At 65.3% G+C, this 18863-nt stretch carries 18 protein-coding genes; 3 read left to right on the top strand and 15 right to left on the bottom strand.

The window, feature by feature from the left end:
- Positions 1-212 precede the first annotated feature (212 nt).
- Positions 213-1094, top strand: coding sequence for a LysR family transcriptional regulator (locus FJ953_RS20615; RefSeq protein WP_140517524.1), 882 nt, complete (start codon positions 213-215; stop codon positions 1092-1094).
- Positions 1095-1333: 239 nt separating this feature from the next.
- On the opposite strand, the gene FJ953_RS20605 is transcribed toward FJ953_RS20615, so the two are convergent.
- The 10 genes from FJ953_RS20605 to rsfS all read right to left on the bottom strand — a co-directional run bounded on the left by FJ953_RS20605 (position 1334) and on the right by rsfS (position 10949).
- Complete coding sequence (locus FJ953_RS20605; RefSeq protein ID WP_140493047.1) at positions 1334-2590, bottom strand: D-amino acid dehydrogenase; 1257 nt, start codon at positions 2588-2590, stop codon at positions 1334-1336.
- 123 nt (positions 2591-2713) lie between these two features.
- Positions 2714-3301 carry a nucleoside-diphosphate kinase gene (locus tag FJ953_RS20600; protein WP_224646535.1) on the bottom strand — a complete coding sequence of 196 codons (588 nt, stop codon included), beginning with the start codon at positions 3299-3301 and terminating at the stop codon, positions 2714-2716.
- Positions 3270-3692 carry a nucleoside diphosphate kinase regulator gene (gene rnk / locus FJ953_RS20595; protein WP_140493045.1) on the bottom strand — a complete coding sequence of 141 codons (423 nt, stop codon included), beginning with the start codon at positions 3690-3692 and terminating at the stop codon, positions 3270-3272. Before rnk ends, FJ953_RS20600 begins: the two co-directional genes overlap by 32 nt.
- Positions 3693-3967: 275 nt before the next feature.
- On the bottom strand, positions 3968-5107 hold the full coding sequence (gene alr / locus FJ953_RS20590) for an alanine racemase (RefSeq protein ID WP_140493041.1): 1140 nt from the start codon (positions 5105-5107) through the stop codon (positions 3968-3970).
- A 92-nt stretch (positions 5108-5199) separates the two neighbouring features.
- Positions 5200-5721, bottom strand: coding sequence for an RNA pyrophosphohydrolase (locus tag FJ953_RS20585; protein ID WP_140493512.1), 522 nt, complete (start codon positions 5719-5721; stop codon positions 5200-5202).
- Between the two features lie 30 nt (positions 5722-5751).
- Complete coding sequence (locus tag FJ953_RS20580; RefSeq protein WP_140493038.1) at positions 5752-6927, bottom strand: divergent polysaccharide deacetylase family protein; 1176 nt, start codon at positions 6925-6927, stop codon at positions 5752-5754.
- 197 nt (positions 6928-7124) lie between these two features.
- The gene (locus FJ953_RS20575; RefSeq protein ID WP_181165202.1) at positions 7125-8456 is read right to left on the bottom strand and encodes a S41 family peptidase; all 1332 of its coding nucleotides are present in this window, start codon (positions 8454-8456) and stop codon (positions 7125-7127) included.
- A 1-nt stretch (position 8457) separates the two neighbouring features.
- Positions 8458-9837, bottom strand: coding sequence for a murein hydrolase activator EnvC (locus tag FJ953_RS20570; protein ID WP_140624963.1), 1380 nt, complete (start codon positions 9835-9837; stop codon positions 8458-8460).
- Between the two features lie 167 nt (positions 9838-10004).
- Entirely contained in the window at positions 10005-10487 is a 483-nt protein-coding gene (rlmH, locus tag FJ953_RS20565; protein ID WP_140517517.1) for a 23S rRNA (pseudouridine(1915)-N(3))-methyltransferase RlmH, read from the bottom strand.
- Between the two features lie 84 nt (positions 10488-10571).
- Positions 10572-10949 (bottom strand): ribosome silencing factor, encoded by a 378-nt coding sequence (gene rsfS, locus FJ953_RS20560; protein ID WP_135902362.1) that lies wholly within the window; start codon positions 10947-10949, stop codon positions 10572-10574.
- A 242-nt stretch (positions 10950-11191) separates the two neighbouring features.
- Between rsfS and FJ953_RS20555 the strand changes: the two genes are divergently transcribed.
- Positions 11192-12043 carry a mechanosensitive ion channel domain-containing protein gene (locus tag FJ953_RS20555; protein WP_140554892.1) on the top strand — a complete coding sequence of 284 codons (852 nt, stop codon included), beginning with the start codon at positions 11192-11194 and terminating at the stop codon, positions 12041-12043.
- On the opposite strand, the gene FJ953_RS20550 is transcribed toward FJ953_RS20555, so the two are convergent.
- From FJ953_RS20550 to obgE, 5 genes are all read right to left on the bottom strand, one after another.
- Positions 12044-13342, bottom strand: a complete 1299-nt coding sequence (locus FJ953_RS20550; protein ID WP_140624962.1) for an MFS transporter — start codon at positions 13340-13342, stop codon at positions 12044-12046. It lies immediately after the preceding gene.
- A 101-nt stretch (positions 13343-13443) separates the two neighbouring features.
- On the bottom strand, positions 13444-14031 hold the full coding sequence (locus FJ953_RS20545) for a nicotinate-nucleotide adenylyltransferase (protein WP_140493506.1): 588 nt from the start codon (positions 14029-14031) through the stop codon (positions 13444-13446).
- A gap of 248 nt (positions 14032-14279) precedes the next feature.
- Positions 14280-15566: a glutamate-5-semialdehyde dehydrogenase gene (locus FJ953_RS20540; RefSeq protein ID WP_140624961.1), complete on the bottom strand. Its 1287-nt coding sequence runs from the start codon at positions 15564-15566 to the stop codon at positions 14280-14282.
- Positions 15567-15569: 3 nt separating this feature from the next.
- A complete protein-coding gene (gene proB / locus FJ953_RS20535) occupies positions 15570-16709 on the bottom strand; it encodes a glutamate 5-kinase (RefSeq protein WP_140517608.1) in 1140 nt (379 codons plus the stop codon).
- Positions 16710-16716: 7 nt separating this feature from the next.
- Positions 16717-17748, bottom strand: a complete 1032-nt coding sequence (gene obgE, locus FJ953_RS20530) for a GTPase ObgE (protein ID WP_140493021.1) — start codon at positions 17746-17748, stop codon at positions 16717-16719.
- Between the two features lie 129 nt (positions 17749-17877).
- On the opposite strand from obgE, the gene FJ953_RS20525 reads away from it, so the two are divergent.
- Positions 17878-18747: an endonuclease/exonuclease/phosphatase family protein gene (locus tag FJ953_RS20525; RefSeq protein ID WP_140525012.1), complete on the top strand. Its 870-nt coding sequence runs from the start codon at positions 17878-17880 to the stop codon at positions 18745-18747.
- Positions 18748-18863: the final 116 nt, after the last annotated feature.

The following is an 18863-nucleotide window of genomic DNA, read 5'->3' as shown; positions in this document are numbered from 1 at the left end:
CCTGGGTTTGTGATGGTGCATTGTCCGCCTTTGGCACGCCGATGGCAACGCGAGGGAGAACGCAACCGTTGTGCGGAAAATAGACAACGGTTGACGGGAGAGCATCAATTCTCGCAAATGGGAAGGATCACGAAGACGACGCCCAAGGATTGGCAGGTTGAGTTCCTTCACCACAGAACGCGACATTGAAAATTGTCATCCGGACCATCCCCATGAACTGGGATGACGTCCGCATCTTTCTCGCCGTGGCGCGCGCCGGGCAAATCCTTGGCGCGGCGAGGCGCCTGGAACTCAATCACGCCACCGTCTCGCGCCGCATCGCCGCACTTGAAGACGCGCTGCGCACGAAACTCTTTCGCCGGCTGACCACCGGCAGCGAGCTGACGCCCGCCGGCGAGCGCTTCCTCGACATTGCCGAGCGCATGGAGGGCGACATGATCGCCGCCCGCTCGACAATATCAGGCGAAGGCGACGACGTTTCGGGCACGGTGCGGATCGGCGCGCCGGACGGGTTTGGCGTCGCGTTCCTCGCCCGGCGCCTCGGCGCACTGACCGCGCTGCACCGTGAATTGACGATTCAGCTCGTACCAGTGCCGCGCTCCTTCTCCCTGTCTCGCCGCGAGGCCGACATTGCCATCACCGTCGAGCGCCCGACCGAGGGCCGGCTGGTAGCGGGCAAGCTGGTCGACTACTCGCTCGGCCTGTTTGCCTCACGTGCCTATGCTGAAGCCCACGGCCTGCCCCAGACCGCTGCCGAGCTGGGACGGCACACATTGATCGGCTATGTGCCGGACCTCATCGTCAGCCCATCGCTCGACTACGCCGCCGAATTCAGCGCGGACTGGCGCACCAGCTTCGCCATTTCCTCCGCGCTCGGGCAGGCCGAAGCGGTTCGGTCGGGCGCCGGCATCGGCATCCTGCACACTTTCGTCGCCCGCTCGATGCCGGAACTGGTGGCCGTCGACGTGGTGGCGCCCATCCGCCGTGCCTACTGGCTGGTCTATCACGAATCGGTCAGGCCGCTGCGCCGCGTCCAGATCGTTGCCTCCTTCATCACAAAGGCGGTGGAGCGGGAGAGAAATCTTTTCGTCTGACGCATGTCGGCCATCGCAGCTTCTTCCACGACACGGAGAACGGCATGATGGTGCTCGACCCCGCCTTCTACGCCAGGATGAAGCCGATTTATGACGAGTATCTCGCCCACTCCAACCCGGTCGCCACCGATGTGACGATCCCGTGGGCCTACCGGCTGCTGTTCGACGAGGGCTGGGTGAAACAGGCGTTCTGGCGCGATATCCCCCGGCCGCGCCCGCCGATGGCGAGCGGGCGGCGTCTATTTCAGATAGCGCTCCTGCGCCAGCGCGCGGGCGTCGATATCGGGCACTTTGTTCGAGATGATGTCGGCCAGCACCTTGGCCGAGCCGCAGGCCATGGTCCAGCCGAGCGTTCCATGGCCGGTGTTGAGGTAGAGGTTGGAAAGCTCCGTGCGCCCGATCAGCGGCGGCCCGTCCGGCGTCATCGGCCGCAGGCCGCACCAGAACGTCGCCTCCCGCATGGCGCCGGCTCCCGGGAACAGGTCGCCGACCGAGTGTTCGAGCGTGCGCCGTCGCGATTCGTGCAGCCGGAGGTCGAACCCGGAAATCTCGGCCGTGCCGCCGACGCGGATGCGGTCGCCGAGCCTCGTGATCGCGACCTTGTAGGTTTCGTCCATCACCGTCGACACCGGCGCGGCGGCGGCATCCTTGATCGGCACCGTGATCGAATAGCCCTTGACCGGATAGACCGGGATCGGCCGCTTCATCCGGCGCATGAAGTCCGACGAATAACTGCCCAGCGCCATCACATAGGCGTCGGCGGTCAGCCAGCCCTTGCTGGTGCTCATATTGTTGACGCGGTTGCGGCTGCGGATGACGCGCCATATCGTCGTGTCGTATTCGAACTTGACCCCGCGTGCCACGCAAAGCTCGGCCAGCCTGTCGGTGAACATCTTGCAGTCACCGGTCTCGTCGCCCGGCAGCCTCAGGCCGCCGACGAATTTTTCGCGCACCGCGGCCAGAGCCGGTTCCGCCGCGATGCAGCCGTCCTGGTCGAGGATTTCGTAGGGCACGCCATATCTCTTCAGCACCTCGACATCGCCTGATGTGCCGTCGAGCTGCTTTTGCGTGCGAAACAGCTGCAGCGTGCCCTGCGTCCGCTCGTCATAGGCTATGCCGGTTGCCTCGCGCAGCGCCTTCAGCGTGTCGCGGCTGTATTCGGCCAGCGGCACCATGCGCGATTTGTTGACCGCGTAGCGTTCGGCGGTGCAGTTGCGCAGCATTTTGACCAGCCACGTCCACATATGTGGATCGAAGGCCGGCCGCACCACCAGCGGACCATGCTTCATCAGCAGCCATTTGATCGCCTTGAGGGGGATACCGGGCCCGGCCCAAGGCGAGGCATAGCCGGGCGAAATCTCGCCGGCATTGGCGAAGCTGGTTTCCAGTCCCGGCCCTTTCTGGCGGTCGATCACGGTCACCTCGTGGCCAGCCTCGGCGAGATAATAGGCCGTGGTCACCCCGATCACGCCACTGCCCAGCACCATGATTTTCATTCATTCACTCCTTGCCGCGCCGAGCGTCCTCAGGACGCCCGTGGACGCGGCCGTATTTTCGATTTGCGCATGATCCCGAGCGAAAATCGATGTCGATCTTCGAGACCACGCGCCGTTGCCTATTCACGCCGCCGAGGGACCGGGGTCGTCTTCTTCTGTCTGCCGCATTCCGGCCGTCTCGCCAAGAGGCCGCCAATCGGCTGCGGCACTGTAGACGAGCCTGGGCCCGTGCGGTCGCCGCGCGTCAGCCTGGTCTTTCTGCTTGATCGTGCGCCGGGCAGCTTCAGGCTGGTAAAGCACGGCCTTGATCAGGATCGACTCCCGCCTGCCGTCGGCGTGTTCGACCGTTGCCGTCTGGCCTTGCGCCATGCCAAGCATGCAGAGCCCGCGCCTCGTTGCGACCGACAGGCTCGAGCCGACCGGCCCGCGCACCTCGTGCTGCACCAGGGTTCGCGTTTCGGCGGGACCGGCATCGACGCCGAACACCACCCTGCTGTTCAGCGTAACGATGTCGGGGCCGACCGAATCGATCGGCACGACATCGGCGCCTGAAAGCTTGTGTTCGAGCATGCGCACGATCGGATCCGCGAACGCCCGTCGGCGCTCCAGCATGACTTCGAGAACGGCGAAGTCCTTCGTCGTCAGGCAACAATTCGTGCTCGTCATCACCGCCTCGCCATCAAGCTCGTTGCGGGCCGGAAGCCGGCGCATCGACGGCCTCGACGGTCACTGACAGTTCCCGACCGCCACGACCGTTCCAGCAAACCGCCTGCCCAACACTCGCGCCAATGAGCGCGGTTCCCATCGGCGTCAGCACCGAGATGCGGTTCTCGGCTATGTCGGCCTCACCCGGGTAGACCAGCATGATGCGCTGGGCGTCGCCGCTTTCGCCGCGCACGATCACCGTCGAACCCATTCGCACCACACCGGCCGGCATCGCCGCCGCGTTCGTGACGACGGCCCTGTCCATTTCCGAAAGCAGCTCCTCGGCCGTCTCGGGCGCGCGATCGAGCAAAGCCCTGGCCAAGCCCGTCAGCCTGTCATGGTCGGCGTCGCTGATCAGAAGATGGCTGTTTGGACGCAGTTCTTTCGCGTGTTGCATGGCAAACCTCATGGACCGGCGCATCGAGCGGATGCGCGCCTGCCGGCGCGCTGGCGGCGGCGTGATGAAAGGCCGGCAGCCGCGAAGGGCTGTTCGGCTTGATGGCGATTGTGGATGTATGGATGCCCCGGTACGGACGGACGCCGGAAGGCGGCCGCGCCGGGGCTACGATCCCGCGATCGGGCAGACCCTGAAGAAGGTTTTGATATAAGCGAGCTTGCTCATGTGCCAAAGCTTGCCGAATGGCGCCCGCTTGTCAAGCGCGGCCAAACCGCTCAACCGCCCAGATAGCGCCGGTGAAAACGCGTTCCGAGGCTGGCCAGGATTTCATACCCGATGGTGCCGGCATGGTCGGCAGCATCGTCGACGCTCTGTGAGGGCCCTAGCAACTCCACCAGGTCGCCCTCTCCGAGCCGGCCGGGCGGCAAGGCGGAAATGTCGAGAATGATCGAATCCATCGACACGCGCCCGAGGAAAGGCAGGCGCACCGCCTCGAACCATGCGGCCGAAGCGGAGCGGCGCAGCCAGCCGTCCGCATAGCCGAACGAAATCGTCGCCAGGCTGAGCGGGCCCTGCGCATGGTAACTGTGGCCATAGCCGACGCCAGTGCCCTTTTGGACACTGCGCGTCTGCGCCACCTTGGCCTGCAGCCCGACCACGGGCAGCATCGGGTTGGCTTGGCCAGGCGTCGGGTTGATGCCGTAGAGGGCGGCACCGGGCCGGGCAAGATCGCAATGATAAAGCGGGCCTAGAAAGATGCCGGAGGAGTTGGCAAGCGAGGCCGGCGCCACGGGTAGCATGGCACGCAACCGCGCGAATGCCAGCCTCTGCTGTTCATTGGCCGGGTGGCGCGGTTCATCGGCGCAGGCCAGGTGGCTCATCACATATCTGACGTCGATGCCATCGAAAGCGCCGACATCCCCGGCCGCCGCCTCGACCTCGGCTGGCGCCATCCCAAGCCGCGACATGCCGCTGTCGACCTGGACGGCAGCCGGGAGCCGGCGCCCGGCGCGGTGTGTCGCTGCGCGCCAGGCTTGCAACTGTGCGCCACTGTTGATGACAGCGCACAAGCCAGCCGCCACCGCTTCCGGCTCGGAACCCGGCGGCAGCCCGTTCAGCACGTAGATGTCCGGTCCGGCCCCCAGCGCCTTGCGCAGCGCGATGCCTTCGGACAGCAGCGCGACGAAGAAGATGTCGCAGCCTTCCTTCATCAGCGCCGATGCCACTTGCGCGGCGCCGAGACCGTAGCCGTCGGCCTTGACCACGCCCGCGCAGCGCACGCCGCCCAGCCGCGCCTTCAGCCGCCGGTAATTTTCGCGGATCGCGCCAAGGTCGATGGTGAGGATGGCCCCGGCAGCAGCCTCGCTTGTGGCGTCGGCTTCCTCGGGCAGCGATCTTTTGGGGGCGTCGTGCATGGCGGCCCTTCTTGTGGCGGATGGACATCAATAAGACGGTCGAACCGGCGCGGCAACCGCTGGCGTTTGAACCGCGGCCTCGGCCCGTCCGGCTATGGCACAAGGTGACGGAACGCCGTCACCACGTCTTCATAGACCTTGCGCTTGAACGGCACGATCAGGTCGGGCAGCTCCTGCATCGGCCGCCACGACCATTTGTCGAATTCGGCGGTGTGGCCGCCGGGCGGCGGATTGATCTGGATCTCGCTGGTATCGCCATGGAAGCGGAAGGCGAACCATCGCTGCGTCTGACCCCGATAGCGCCCCTTGAAGGCGACGCCGACCAGGTGGTCCGGCAGATCATAGTTGATCCAGTCCGGCGCCTCGGCGAGCAGCGAGACGCTGCGCATGCCGGTCTCCTCATAAAGCTCCCGCTCCGCCGCCTGCAGCGGCTCCTCGCCCTTGTCGATGCCGCCTTGCGGCATCTGCCAGAGCTGCGTGGTGCCGGCGAATTCGCTGTCCGGCTCGGCGATACGATGGCCGACCCAGACCAGGCCCTCGGCGTTGAGGATCATCAGCCCGACACAGGGACGGTAGGGCAGCGTCTCGCGGTCGACCTTCTTCGTCTTCGGCATCATTCAGTCTTTCAAGCTGTTTCCCGGTGGCTAGCCCTTTTGCGGATCGATCGCCACCGCTGAAATCGGCACGATCTCGATGCCGCGTTTCTTGGCCTCGGCCGCCCATGACGACACCGTGTCGACCGTCAGGTCGAAAGCGGAGCCGATGCCGACCGCAGTGCCCTTGGCACGGGCGGTCGCCTCCAGGCTGTCCAGTTTCTTCAGGATGGCGCCGCGATCCTGCACGGCGTCTATCGCCGTGTCGCCGGCGACGAAGGGCACGCCGTCCTTCAGCGCCAGATCCGGCGCCAGGCTGCGCGCCGACGAGCCGTCGTCGATATAGGCGAGCCCGCGCTTGCCGAGCTCGGCCATGAAGGGCTCCATTGCCGCCGGGTCAGCGGAGAACCGCGCGCCCATATAGTTCATGACACCGGTATAGTTCGTCGTCCGCGACAGTGCCCAGCGCAGGTTCTTCAGGTTCTCTTCCGCGCTCGCCGCCACCGTCAGCGTGTTGCGCCCGGGGTTGACATTGGGATAGTCGAACGGTTCGAGCGGCACCTGCATGACGATCTCGTGGCCGCTCTGCCGGGCGGCCTGCATCCAGCGGCCGATGCTGTTGCCTTGCGGCGCGAACGCCAGCGTCACTTCCGCCGGCAGCTTGGCAATGGCCGCCTGGGTGCCGGTCTGTGAAACCGCGAGCCCGCCGATGACGATCGCCACGCGGGCGCCGCGCGCGCCTGACCACGGCCGCGCGTAGACATCGAAGGGCCGCCGCCCGTCTGCGGCGCGCACCGGCAAGGGGCCGGCATCGCCGGCCTCGATCAGCGCCCTGTCGGGAATATGCGCGATCTTTAGGTTTTGGCCGATGGTCGACGGATCACGGATGACGATTGCCGCCTTGGGCGGACCATCGCCTTCCTCTGTCTGCACATGGATGATCTGCGGGCCTCCAGCCTTGGCCGGCATTTCCGCCTTTGGCGTCGTGACCGGCGCTAGAGCGGACGGCGCAGCGGTCGGCTCCGGCACCACTTTCGGCGTCGAAACCGCGACTTCCTGCGGCTTGCGAAACGGCTTGTCCCTGAGCGCGATCGCGCCGGAGACGCCGACAACGGCCAGCACGACGAACGCAGCCACGAGCGCACCCACGCTGACCTTGCCGGCGGCGCGCGGCGGACGGACAGTCAGTCCGAGCGGTCGTTCGATGTCCTTGCCGATATCAGCCAAGCCCTGTCCCCGTCCGCATGGCTTCGAACATGGAACCTTTCGAAGAGACATGCGCGAATTCTTCATGCCGGCGCACCCCTGGCGCCCTGTATCGAGGGATTCGCGTTACCCCCGAATCAAACTGCCGGAACCTTTCGGTCCCGGCAGCATCGCATTGCTTCCATCGGGCGGCCAGACCCGTTGTTGGCCGCCACCTGTTACTGGTTGAGGACAGCCTTCTGCGGATTGGGCGGGAAGGACGGATCGGTCTTCTGGCCGCGCAGAAGCTGCTCGGCATAGATGAGCTGGAGGTCGTTCTTCGGATCCGGCGGCACATAGGCTGCCGAGCCCGAACCGGTCGAGCTCTCGTCGGCACCCTTGATGTGGCCCTTGAGGTCGGATTCGCCGCGCGTCAGGTCCCTGCCCTGCAGTTCCGGCGGCAGCGGCTGGTCGACCTTGATGTCGGGCGTGATGCCCTTGCCCTGGATCGACTTGCCGGACGGCGTGTAATAGAGCGCCGTCGTCAGCCTGAGCGCGCCGTTCTCGCCAAGCGGGATGATGGTCTGCACCGAACCCTTGCCGAAGGACTGCGTTCCGACCACCGTGGCGCGGCGTAGGTCCTGCAGCGCGCCAGCGACGATTTCGGACGCGCTCGCCGATCCGCCATTGACCAGCACGATCAGCGGCTTGCCGCCGATATCGTCGACCTGCTTGGACTTGGCGTCGAAGCGGGTGACATCCTTCGGATCGCGACCGCGCGTCGACACGATCTCGCCGCGGTTGAGGAAGGCATCCGATACGCTCACCGCCTGATCGAGCAGACCGCCGGGATTGAGGCGCAGATCGAGCACATAGCCCTTGAGCTTGTCGTTCGGCACCTGCTTCTTGATGGTGTCGATGGCATTCTCGAGGTCGTCATAGGTCTTTTCGGTGAAGGAGGTGATCTTCATGTAGCCGATGTCGTTCTCGACCCGGAACTTGACCGCCTTGACCTTGATGATGTCGCGCACCACCGTCAGCTCGATCGGCTTGTCGGCGCCCTGGCGCAGGATGGTGAGCTTGATCGGCGTGTTGACCAGGCCGCGCATCTTGTCGACCGCGTCGTTCAGGGTCAGGCCGCGAACCTCCTCGCCATCGATCTTGGCGATGTAATCGCCTGCCAGTACGCCCGCCTTGGCGGCCGGCGTATCGTCGATCGGCGTAATCACCTTGACCAGATCGTTCTCCATGGTGACCTCGATGCCGAGGCCGCCGAATTCACCCTTGGTCTGCACGCGCATGTCCTGCGCCTGCTCGGCGTTCATGTACGAGGAGTGCGGGTCGAGCGAGGCAAGCATGCCGTTGATGGCGTTCTCGACCAGCGATTTGTCGTCGGGGGGCGTCACATACTGCGCCCGCACGCGCTCGAAGATATCGCCGAAGATCGCCAGTTGCTTGTAGGTCTCCGACCCCGCAGCGTTCGCTGCCGAGCCGGGCGCGCCATAGACCAGGCTCATGGCGGACGCGCCCATCAGCGCACCGGCAAACAGAAGCGACAGTTTCCGCATCATTTCACGTCCTTCCAGAAAAACGGTCCGCCCACCATGGGGCCGGATCGACGGGTTTTCCATCCTTGCGGAACTCGACATAGAGCTCCGGCATGGCATTTCCATTCTTCGAAGCCGAGGTGCTTGCCACCCGGGCCTCTCCCATCGCACCGACCGGCTCTCCTGCGAGCACTGATTGGCCGGTTGCGACGCTGATTCTGCTCATCCCCGCCAAGACGACATGATAACCGTCGCCGGCATTCAGGATCAAGAGTTGACCGTAGGAGCGAAACGGCCCCGCATAAAGCACATTCCCATCCGCCGGTGCGGTGACGATGGCGCCCGATTGTGTCGCAACCATGTCCCCAAGCATCACCGCGCCGTTACCGTCTTCGGCGCCGAACCGGCGTTTGATGCGGCCGATGACCGGCAGCGCGATCTGTCCTTGCAGCGCCGAGAAGGGTGCCGCAGCGGCAAGCCGGTTGGCCTCGGGAACCGGCAGCGACGCCGTCATGTCGCCGCCCGCCTTATCCCTGCCCGCCTTGTCGCCGCCCGCCTTGTCGCCGCCGGCTTGGCCGGCCTCCGCGGCCTTTGCGGCATCCGCGGCCTTGCGGTTGCGTTCGGCCTGGGCTTCGAGCGAGGCGATCAATTCCTTCAGGCTGCTGGCCTTGGCCGCGAGCGCCTCGGAATGCTGTCGCTCGGCCGACAACTGCGCCTGCGTGTCGGCTTCGAGCTTCTGCTTGGCTTCCAGCAGCATGCCGAGCCGCTTCTTTTCCGCAGTCTGCTCGCCGACTGCCGCCGTCAGCCGTGCCCGCTCGGCCTCGATCGAGGCCGTCACTCGTGTCTGCTCCTTGAGGTCGGCCAGGAGCCTGTCGGTCTGCTGGCGCAATTCAGGCACCACGGCGCCAAGCAAGATGGCGCTGCGCACCGACGACAGCGCGTCCTCCGGCTTGACCAGGATCGCCGGCGGCGGGTTCAGCCCCATGCGCTGCAATGCGCCCAGCACCTCCGCCAGCACGTCGCGCCGCGCCATCAGCGAGGCGCGGATCTTCTGCTGCTGGGTCTTCAGCCCCTCCAGCTTGGCGCCGATGTCCTCGATGTCCTGCCCAAGCTTTTGCTCGGTCATTGCCGACTGGATCAGCGCGGCGGTGATCGAGGCGTGGTCCTTCTTGACCGCGGCGATGTCGGCGGCCAGCTTGGCCAGCCGCTCGGACGACAGGCTTATCTCCTTGGAGATCTGTTCGTATTCGGCGCGGCTCTGGTCCGGATCGGGGGCCATGTCGAGCGTGTTCTCGGCCCATGCGGCATTGAGCGAAAGGATGACCACCGCCGCCGCGATGCCGCAGCGCGCGCGCCAGGAGCCCGCTGTCGATGAGCCCGTCGTCGATTTCCAGCCTTCAGCCATGCGGGATGGACTCTATCTGCGGCTTCGTTAACGAACCATCAACCATATTAATGCGCATCGCCCAAAACTGTGCAGCGGTTTCGCACACCGGTGAGCAAAATAGGGAAAGCCGGCCCGAAGCCGTGATCTTGCGCGGCATTGGGGCGGAATTCGGTGCGATGCGACCTTCAGGTTCTGTGATAGGGGTGGCCGGACAGGATCGTCGAGACCCTGTAGAGCTGCTCTGCCAGCATCACCCGCACCAATTGGTGCGGCCATGTCAGCGCACCGAAAGACATCACCAGCTCGGCCTGGGCGCGCAACGACGGATCGTGGCCATCGGCGCCGCCTATGGCCAGCGCCAGCGCCTTGCGGCCAGCGTCGCGCAATTGGCCGATGCGGCCGGCGAAATCTTCCGAGGACAGGTTCTTGCCGCGCTCGTCGAGCAGGATCAGCGCCGAGCCGGGCTGCAACTGCGCCTGCAGCCTTGCGCCTTCATCGCGCCGGCGTTCATCGGCGTTCTGGGCGCGGCCTTCGGCGATCTCGGCGATGCCGGAGAATTCGAGGCCGACAGCCGGGCCGCTCTTGGAGAAACGCTCGAAATAGCGGTCGGCGAGTTCTCTCTCGGGGCCGCTTTTCATCCGGCCCACGGCATGAACGGTAATCTTCATCCTCGCCTCAGAGGGCGGCCGATGCGTGTCGCCCGAAAATCGTCAATGGGCCAGGAACCACGGCACGCATCCAAACCAACCGGCTCAGTGCAAGGTCTCTTCCTCGAGGTCCGGCGCCTGCCACATCTTTTCGAGATTGTAGAATTCGCGGACTTCGGGGCGGAAGACATGGACGATGATGTCGCCTGAATCGATCAGGACCCAGTCGGCGCCGGACAGCCCCTCGACACGCGCCGTGCCGAGGCCGGCATCCTTCAACGCCTTGAGGAGATGATCGGCAACAGCCGAGACATGACGGTGCGATCGACCCGACGCGACGACCATGTAGTCGCCGAGGCTCGATTTTCCCTGAATGTCGATTGAGACGATGTTTTCGGCCTTGGAGTCTTCCAGACTGGCAAGGACTGTCTTGATGGCGCGGGACACGGCGTCGTTTACGCTGATCCCGGCCGGCGAAGGCACGATGTCGGCCTTCTTCCGCAGTGCTGTTCTCAGTGTATTTCCTTTCGCAGCAAGAACAACCAAATCACCCCTGAAAGCGGGTGACACCGCTTAGATAGGCAGAGTTCCGTTGCAGTTTCAAGACGGAGCCCCGCTTCCATGCGAACTCATTGAGGCTCCGCTTGTTCCGCGCGACACGCAAAAGATCGGAACCCAGGCGTTCCGCAGGGGTTATCGGCTGATTGATCAACCGGAATCCCATTATGCCGATCGACCCGCAAAATGCCCTCCTGACCGTGCAGGCGGGGCTCTCTCAGCTCAGCGCGCTCATTGTCTCCTATTCCCTTTCGGCGGTCGGCGCCGTCATCCTTCTGGTTGTCGGCTACATCGTCGCCGGCTTTGCCGAGCGCTCGATTTTTGCCGGCCTGGGCCACATCCATGGCTTTGACCAGACGCTGCGGCACTTCTTTTCCAAGATCGTCCGCTATGCCATCCTCGTCCTGGTCGTCATCATGGTGCTCGGCCAGTTCGGCGTGCAGACGGCCTCGATCATCGCCGCGATCGGCGCCATCGGCCTGGCCATCGGCCTGGCGCTGCAAGGCACGCTGCAGAACATTGCCGCCGGGATCATGCTTTTGGCATTGCGGCCGTTCCGCATCGGCGAATCCGTCGAAGTCGGGTCCATTGCCGGCTCGATCGAGGAAATCGGCCTTTTCGCCACCAAGCTCCGGAGCGCCGAAGGCGTCTACATCCTGGCGCCCAACTCGACGCTGTGGAACCAGCCGGTGCGCAATTTTTCGCGCAACGGCGTGCGGCGCGGCGACATCACCCTCTCGATCGGCTCCTGGAACGACATCGACCGCGCCCAGAAGACGCTGCTTGCGATCGCCGCCGCCGAGCGCCGCGTCAAGCGTGAGCCGGCGCCGACCGCCTTTGTCGCGGCATTGGGCGAAAGCACCGTCTCGATCACCTTGCGTTACTGGACATCATCGGTGGATTTCTTCGCCGCCCAGGCCGATCTCACCAAGCGGGCCAAGCAGGAATTCGACCGCGAACGCATATCGATCCCGCTGCCGCCACCGCAGGCCCCGGCGCCGGAAACCCGCCGGCAATAGTCAATCGCCCCTGTGCCGGTGCTGTTCGTCCGGCGCGAAGGCGAGTTCCACCGGCAATGGCGCTTGCGCCGTCATCGGCGCGAAGCTGCCGGTTTCGGTTGCCGGCACCGGCCGCGCGGTGAACACGCGCAAAAGCACGAACAGGCAGAAGACGCAGGCGATGACCACTGTTACATAGATGAAGGCCTGCGTGCCGAAGACGGCTGACAGCGCGGTCACGATGCCCGGCACGATGAAGCCGGACAGCGACCAGGCAAACAACAAGGAACTCGACAGCGCCACCATGTCGTCCTTGCCGGCGCGGTCGGCGGCGTGCGCACTGGCCAACGAGTAGATCGATTCCGAGGCGCCGTCCCACATCACATAGATCACCAGCAGCACCGCCAGCGTACCGCCGTCGAAGCCGAGCGCAAACATCCCTGCCGCCGCGGCGATCGCGGATGCCGCGACCAGCACATAGCGGCGATCGGTGCGGTCGGAAATCCAGCCGAGCGGAACCTGCAGGATCAGCGTGCCCAGCGGCATCACCGAAAGCAGCAGCGCCACGTCGGCCTGGCTGTACCCCTTCGCGGTGGCGTGGATCGGCGCAAAACCGGAAATCGACATGGACAGGCCACCGACCGCCAGCATGCCGGCGACGCCGACCGGCGAAATCCGCCAGGCCCGGCGCAGCGCCACCGATGCCGCCTGCGGCGCCGGCGGCTGGGCCAGCCGGGTCATCCCGACGGGCAGGATGGATAGCGCGGTGAAGGCTATGCCGATCAGCGATGCATCCGCCGTCCTGATGTCGACCAGCGCCAGCGTCGCATAGCCGATGCCGAGCCCGCCGACATAGGCGACGTAGAAGACGGCCATTACCCTGCCGCGTATGGCGTTGGCCACGGCATCGTTGAGCCAGCTCTGCGCGACGATGAAAAGCCCGCATATGGCAAAGCCGTAGAGAGCGCGCGCCGCGATCCACAACAGGGGGTGCGGCCCGGCGCCGATTGCGGCATTCGACAGCGCGATCAGCGCCGACAGCACCATGAAGGCGCGGGCATGGCCAACCCTGCGCACCAGCGGTCCGGTCAGGATGCAGCCGGCGAGACCACCCGCCGACAGACCGGTGACGATCAGACCGGCCCAGGTCGGATCGAAGCCTTCCACGCCGAGCCGGACGGGGATGTAGGCGAACATCAGCCCGTTGCCGATGGCGATCAGCGCCATCGACACCACGACGCTGGCAATCGCGATCAGCGGCGTGGGCGTGTCGCCGTGCCTCGGTTCCGCTTCGGTTTGGTTTTTCACGAGAGTGGTCATATCAGCGCAAGATCATCCATTCGATGACGAAAGGCCGCCGCAAAAGCGACATTGCCGGACTTGCCTTCCTCCTTGCGAAGAAAGGGCGCTGTGCGTACCGATCAGCCCTTCGCCTGCTCGCGGATAGCCGTCGACGACAGCGACGAGCGCGGGCCGTGGATGAAGGTCCACGCGGGCGCCTTCATACGGGCGAGCCTTGGCGCATCGCCTTCGTCGATGCGGGCATAGTCGAAGGTCTTGGCCACGACCGACGACAGGAACGACAGCGTCGCGCCCGGACGATCGATGACCGCGATCGGGAAGGTCATGACGATTTCGCGCCAGCGCTGCCAGCGGTGGAAATCGCGCAAGCTGTCGGCGCCCATGATCCAGACGAAGTCGACGCCGGGATTGCGCGCCTTGACCAGCGCCAGCGCGTCGGCGGTGTAGCGCACATGATGCGCCGCTTCGAAGGCGGTGACCTTGATCTTCGGGTTCTTGGCGATCTTCTCGGACAGGCGCAGCCGTTCGGCCAGCGGCGCCAACTCGTGCGTGTTCTTCAGCGGATTGCCCGGGGTGACCATCCACCACAACTGATCGAGCGCCAGCCGCCTGAGCGCGATCTCGGCGACCAGCGCGTGGCCGGCATGCGGCGGATTGAACGAGCCGCCGAACAGGCCGACGGCAAGGCCTTTGCCGGCATGCGGCATTTTGAGGTAGCTGGACGGGATAGGTTGCTCAAGCAGGGAAAGCATTCGCTAGGCACCCCCCTCTGTCCTGCCGGACATCTCCCCCGCAAGGGGGGAGATTAGCAGCTTCGGTGAAGGCACAAATCTTGCAGCATTGAAGATCGGCGAAACCAAAAATGTCAGCCAATCTCCCCCCTTGCGGGGGAGATGTCCGGCAGGACAGAGGGGGGTGGCTGGGCGCAAGCTTCAGGCCCTTTGGACGAAAAGCGTCAAGGCCTCACCTGTCCCGAGCCGCGCACGCGGTATTTGAACGAGGTCAGTTGCTCGACGCCAACGGGCCCGCGCGCGTGCATCTTGCCGGTGGCGATGCCGATCTCGGCGCCCATGCCGAACTCGCCGCCATCGGCGAACTGCGTTGAGGCGTTGTGCAGCAGGATCGCCGAGTCGATCTCGTTGAAGAACCGTTCCACCGCCTGCGCGTCCTCGGCGACGATCGCCTCGGTGTGATGGGAGGAGAAAGTCTCGATATGCTCGATCGCGTCATCAACGCCGTCGACCAGCTTCACCGCGATGATGGCGTCGAGATATTCGGTGACCCAGTCGGCATCGGTCGCCGGCTTGGCGTCGAAGAACAGCTTCATCACCTCGGCATCGGCATGGATCTCGCAGCCGGCGGCGCGCAAGGCGTCGAGGATCGGCACCAGGTGGGTGGAGGCAACCGCACGGTCGACCAGCAGCGTTTCGGCCGCGCCGCAGACGCCGGTGCGCCGCATCTTGGCGTTGACGGCGATGCCGACTGCCATGTCGAGCTTGGCCGAGCGGTCGACATAGAGATGGCAGATGCCTTCGAGATGCGCGAAGACCGGCACCCGGGCCTCGGTCTGCACCCGCTCGACCAGGCTCTTGCCGCCGCGCGGGATGATGACGTCGAGATTGCCGCCGAGGCCTTTCAGCATTTCGCCGACGGCGGCGCGGTCGGCGGTCGGCACAAGCTGGATGGCGTCCTGCGGCAGGCCGGCTGCCTTCAAGCCGTCGACCAGGCAAGCGTGGATCACCGACGACGAGTTCAGCGAATCCGAGCCGCCGCGCAGGATCACCGGGTTGCCGGCCTTGAGGCAGAGCGCGCCGGCATCCGCCGTGACGTTCGGCCGGCTCTCGTAGATGACGCCGATGACGCCGAGCGGCGTGCGCACGCGTTCGATCCTGAGGCCGTTCGGCCGCTCCCAACTGGCGATCACGTCACCGACCGGATCGCCGAGTTCGGCAATTTCGCGAATGCCTTCGGCCATGGCGCGGATGCGGGCGGGATTGAGTTTCAGCCGGTCCATGGAGGACGCCGAGAGGCCGGCTTCATGCCCGTTCGCGATGTCGTTGGCGTTGGCGTCGAGTATGGCTCGCTCGCGGGCGATGATCGCCTGCGCCATGGCGGCAAGTGCCGCGTTCTTGGCGGCTGTCGTGGCGATGGCCAGCGGTCGTGCGGCGGCGCGGGCACGGCGGCCGAGGTCGGCCATGGTCGCCACTGTATCGTTCCGGGATTTTTCATGCAGCTTCAGCATGGCTCATCCTCCGCTCGTTACTTGGTCGCCCGCGAGGCTGACCACAAGGTCGTCGCGGTGGATCATCGCCGAACGCGCCTCGTAGCCGAGCACGGTCTCGATTTCGGTTGTCTTCAGGCCTGCGATCCTTACGGCATCCGCGGCATCATAGGCAACCAGCCCGCGGGCGATCTCGCGACCCTCGGGCGACAGGATCGCCACCGTATCGCCGCGCGAGAAATTGCCGCTGACCAGCTTGACACCGGCCGGCAGCAGCGACTTGCCCGATGTCAGCGCCCCGACGGCGCCGGCATCGACGGTGAGCCTTCCCGCCGGTTCGAGCTGGCCGGCGATCCAGCTCTTGTAGCCTTTCACCGGGTTGGCGCTCGGCCGGAAGAAGGTGGCGCGCTCGCCGCGCTCGATCGCCATCAGCGGCGAAAGCCGCGTGCCGGCGGTAATGATCATGGCCGTGCCGGCCGCGGTGGCGATCTTGCCGGCGTCGAGCTTCGTGCGCATGCCGCCGCGCGACAGTTCGGAAGCCGCGGCACCCGCCATCGCTTCGATCTCAGGCGTGATGCGATCGACCACCGCGACGAATTTGGCCTCCGGGTCACGCGCCGGCGGCGCGGTGTAGAGACCGTCTATATCCGAGAGCAGCACCAAAAGGTCGGCGCCCATCATCGTCGCCACCCGCGCGGCCAGCCGGTCATTGTCGCCATAGCGGATCTCGGAGGTCGCCACGGTGTCGTTCTCGTTGATGACCGGCACCGCCTTCATCTTCAAGAGCGTCGAGATCGTCGCCCGGGCGTTGAGGTAGCGGCGGCGCTCCTCGGTGTCGCCAAGCGTGAGCAGGATCTGGCCCGATTTCAACCCGCCCTTGCCAAGCGCATCCGACCAGGCGCCGGCCAGCGCGATCTGGCCGACGGCTGCGGCCGCCTGGCTCTCCTCGAGCTTCAGCGCCCTTTTTCCAAGATCCAGAATGGTACGGCCCAGCGCGATGGCGCCCGACGACACGACCAGGATTTCCGCGCCGCCTTGAGCCAGCACGGCGATGTCGTCGGCCAGCGACGCCAGCCAGTCGCGCTTCAGCCCAGCGGTGCGGTCGACCAGAAGCGCCGAACCGATCTTGACGGTGATGCGTCGGTATTTCTTCAGCGACTGCACGGTCATGCTATTTTTCCCAGCGCGTGTCGACCGGCGCCGCGATCGCGTCGCGCGCTTCGGCCACCACCGCCATCAGCGCGCGCAGCACCGCTTCGACCCCTTCGCCGGTGACCGCCGACAGAAGCATCGGCGCACGGCCGGCGGCGCGCTTCAGCGACGCGACCTTCTTCTTGCGCTCATCCGCATCAAGCGTGTCGACCTGCGAAAGGGCCAGTATCTCGGCCTTGTCGGTCAAGCCATGGCCATAGGCTTCGAGTTCGGCGCGCACGGTCTTGTAGGCCTTGCCGGGGTTCTCCTCCTGCGCCGACACCAGGTGCAGCAGCACGCGCGTGCGCTCGACATGGCCAAGGAAGCGATCGCCGATGCCGACGCCCTCATGCGCGCCTTCGATGAGGCCGGGAATGTCGGCGATGACGAATTCGCGCGCATCGATGCGTGCCACCCCCAGGCCGGGATGCAGCGTGGTGAAGGGATAGTCGGCGATCTTCGGCTTGGCGGCGGTGACGGAGGCGAGAAAGGTCGATTTGCCGGCATTGGGCAACCCGACCAGCCCGGCATCGGCGATCAGCTTCAGCCTGAGCCAGATGTTGAGCTCCTCGCCGGGCTGACCCGGATTGGCGCGGCGCGGCGCCTGGTTGGTCGAGGTCTTGAAATGCTGGTTGCCGAAGCCGCCATTGCCGCCCTTGGCCAGCAGGAAGCGCTGGCCGACCACGGTGAGGTCGCAGATCAGCGTCTCGTTGTCCTCTTCGAACACCTGCGTTCCAGCCGGCACTTTCAGCGTGACGTCGGCGCCCTTGGCGCCGGTCATGTTGCGGCCCATGCCATGAGTGCCGGTCTTGGCCTTGAAATGCTGCTGGTAGCGGTAGTCGATCAGCGTGTTCAGCCCGTCGACCGCTTCCAGCCAGACGTCGCCGCCGCGGCCGCCATCGCCGCCGTCCGGTCCGCCGAACTCGATGAATTTCTCGCGCCGGAACGACACGGAACCCGCGCCCCCGTCGCCGGAGCGGACATAGACCTTGGCTTGATCGAGAAATTTCATCGGACAGCAGTTTCTTTATTGGCCTTGCGGCATTGCTCTAAACCTTGCGCCTTGCTCTAAACCAAGGCGCGGCGAAGGGCGAGGCCGTTTTGTGACAGTGGCCGCGTGGGGTTGGCCGGAGATGTCGGCATGAAGCTTGTAACCTACAACATCCAGTACGGCATCGGCCTCGATGGGCAGTACGATGTCGGGCGTATCGCCGACGCCGTGCGCGGCGCCGATGTCATCGCGCTGCAGGAGGTCACCCGCAACAATCCCAGGAACGGCGGACGCGACATGGTCGCCGAGATCGGCGAGGCGCTGCCCGACTATTTCGCCGTCTATGGCAGCAATTTCGAGGCCAATATCGGCTCGCGCATCGAAAACGGCCGCGCCATCACCACCACCTTCCAGCTCGGCAACATGGTGCTGTCGAAGACGCCCATTCATCTGTCGCGCAACCTGCTCCTGCCGCGAAGCCGCAGCTTCGAGATGATGAACTTCCAGCGCGGCGCGCTGGAGGCGCTGATCGAGACGCCGCTTGGTTTCATCCGCTTCTATTCCATCCATCTCGATCACCGCAGCCCGGTCGAGCGCGCCAGCCAGATCCAGTTCCTGCGCCGGCGCCTGTTGAACTATGCGCTTGAAGGCGGCGCGCTGTCCGGCGTCGCCGAGATCGGCCTGCCGGAACTGCCGCACCCCGAGGCCTTCGTCGGCATGGGCGACTTCAACATGCTGGCCGGATCGCCCGAATATGTCGAACTCGCCGGCCGGCCGGACCACGAATTCGGCATGCCGCTGACCGCCGACTTCGCCGTCGATGCCGCCCTGCGCCTCAATGTCGCCGGCGACGATCTCGTCAGCTGGGTCGACCCCAAGGACCCCGGCAATACCGACCGCCACAAGCGTATCGACTATATCTTCACCAGCGCCTCGCTTGCCCGGTCGCTGAAGCGCCTGTGGGTCGACCGAAAGGCTGTTGGCTCGGACCATCTGCCGGTATGGGCCGAACTGGGCTGAGCCCAAATCGATGCACGTTTCTTTCCGAACCTTTGACCAGAGGCCCAGCGCCGATGTGTGCTGAGATTCAGGTCAGGCCGAGCCGAAAACGTTGGTTTTCGAGAACCGGAGCGGAG

It is taken from the genome of Mesorhizobium sp. B2-3-6, from assembly GCF_006442305.1.
In the GTDB taxonomy this organism is placed as follows: domain Bacteria; phylum Pseudomonadota; class Alphaproteobacteria; order Rhizobiales; family Rhizobiaceae; genus Mesorhizobium.
Note: the sequence above shows the minus strand (reverse complement) of the source record. Positions and strands in the feature narration are given on the sequence as shown.

Coding starts and splice junctions, on each gene's coding strand:
- FJ953_RS20615 (WP_140517524.1), top strand. CDS start 213: ATGAACTGGGATGACGTCCGCATCTTTCTCGCCGTGGCGCGCGCCGGG.
- FJ953_RS20605 (WP_140493047.1), bottom strand. CDS start 2,590: ATGAAAATCATGGTGCTGGGCAGTGGCGTGATCGGGGTGACCACGGCC.
- FJ953_RS20600 (WP_224646535.1), bottom strand. CDS start 3,301: ATGCGCCGGCTTCCGGCCCGCAACGAGCTTGATGGCGAGGCGGTGATG.
- rnk (WP_140493045.1), bottom strand. CDS start 3,692: ATGCAACACGCGAAAGAACTGCGTCCAAACAGCCATCTTCTGATCAGC.
- alr (WP_140493041.1), bottom strand. CDS start 5,107: ATGCACGACGCCCCCAAAAGATCGCTGCCCGAGGAAGCCGACGCCACA.
- FJ953_RS20585 (WP_140493512.1), bottom strand. CDS start 5,721: ATGCCGAAGACGAAGAAGGTCGACCGCGAGACGCTGCCCTACCGTCCC.
- FJ953_RS20575 (WP_181165202.1), bottom strand. CDS start 8,456: ATGATGCGGAAACTGTCGCTTCTGTTTGCCGGTGCGCTGATGGGCGCG.
- FJ953_RS20570 (WP_140624963.1), bottom strand. CDS start 9,837: ATGGCTGAAGGCTGGAAATCGACGACGGGCTCATCGACAGCGGGCTCC.
- rlmH (WP_140517517.1), bottom strand. CDS start 10,487: ATGAAGATTACCGTTCATGCCGTGGGCCGGATGAAAAGCGGCCCCGAG.
- FJ953_RS20555 (WP_140554892.1), top strand. CDS start 11,192: ATGCCGATCGACCCGCAAAATGCCCTCCTGACCGTGCAGGCGGGGCTC.
- FJ953_RS20550 (WP_140624962.1), bottom strand. CDS start 13,342: ATGACCACTCTCGTGAAAAACCAAACCGAAGCGGAACCGAGGCACGGC.
- FJ953_RS20545 (WP_140493506.1), bottom strand. CDS start 14,031: ATGCCGCATGCCGGCAAAGGCCTTGCCGTCGGCCTGTTCGGCGGCTCG.
- FJ953_RS20540 (WP_140624961.1), bottom strand. CDS start 15,566: ATGCTGAAGCTGCATGAAAAATCCCGGAACGATACAGTGGCGACCATG.
- obgE (WP_140493021.1), bottom strand. CDS start 17,748: ATGAAATTTCTCGATCAAGCCAAGGTCTATGTCCGCTCCGGCGACGGG.
- FJ953_RS20525 (WP_140525012.1), top strand. CDS start 17,878: ATGAAGCTTGTAACCTACAACATCCAGTACGGCATCGGCCTCGATGGG.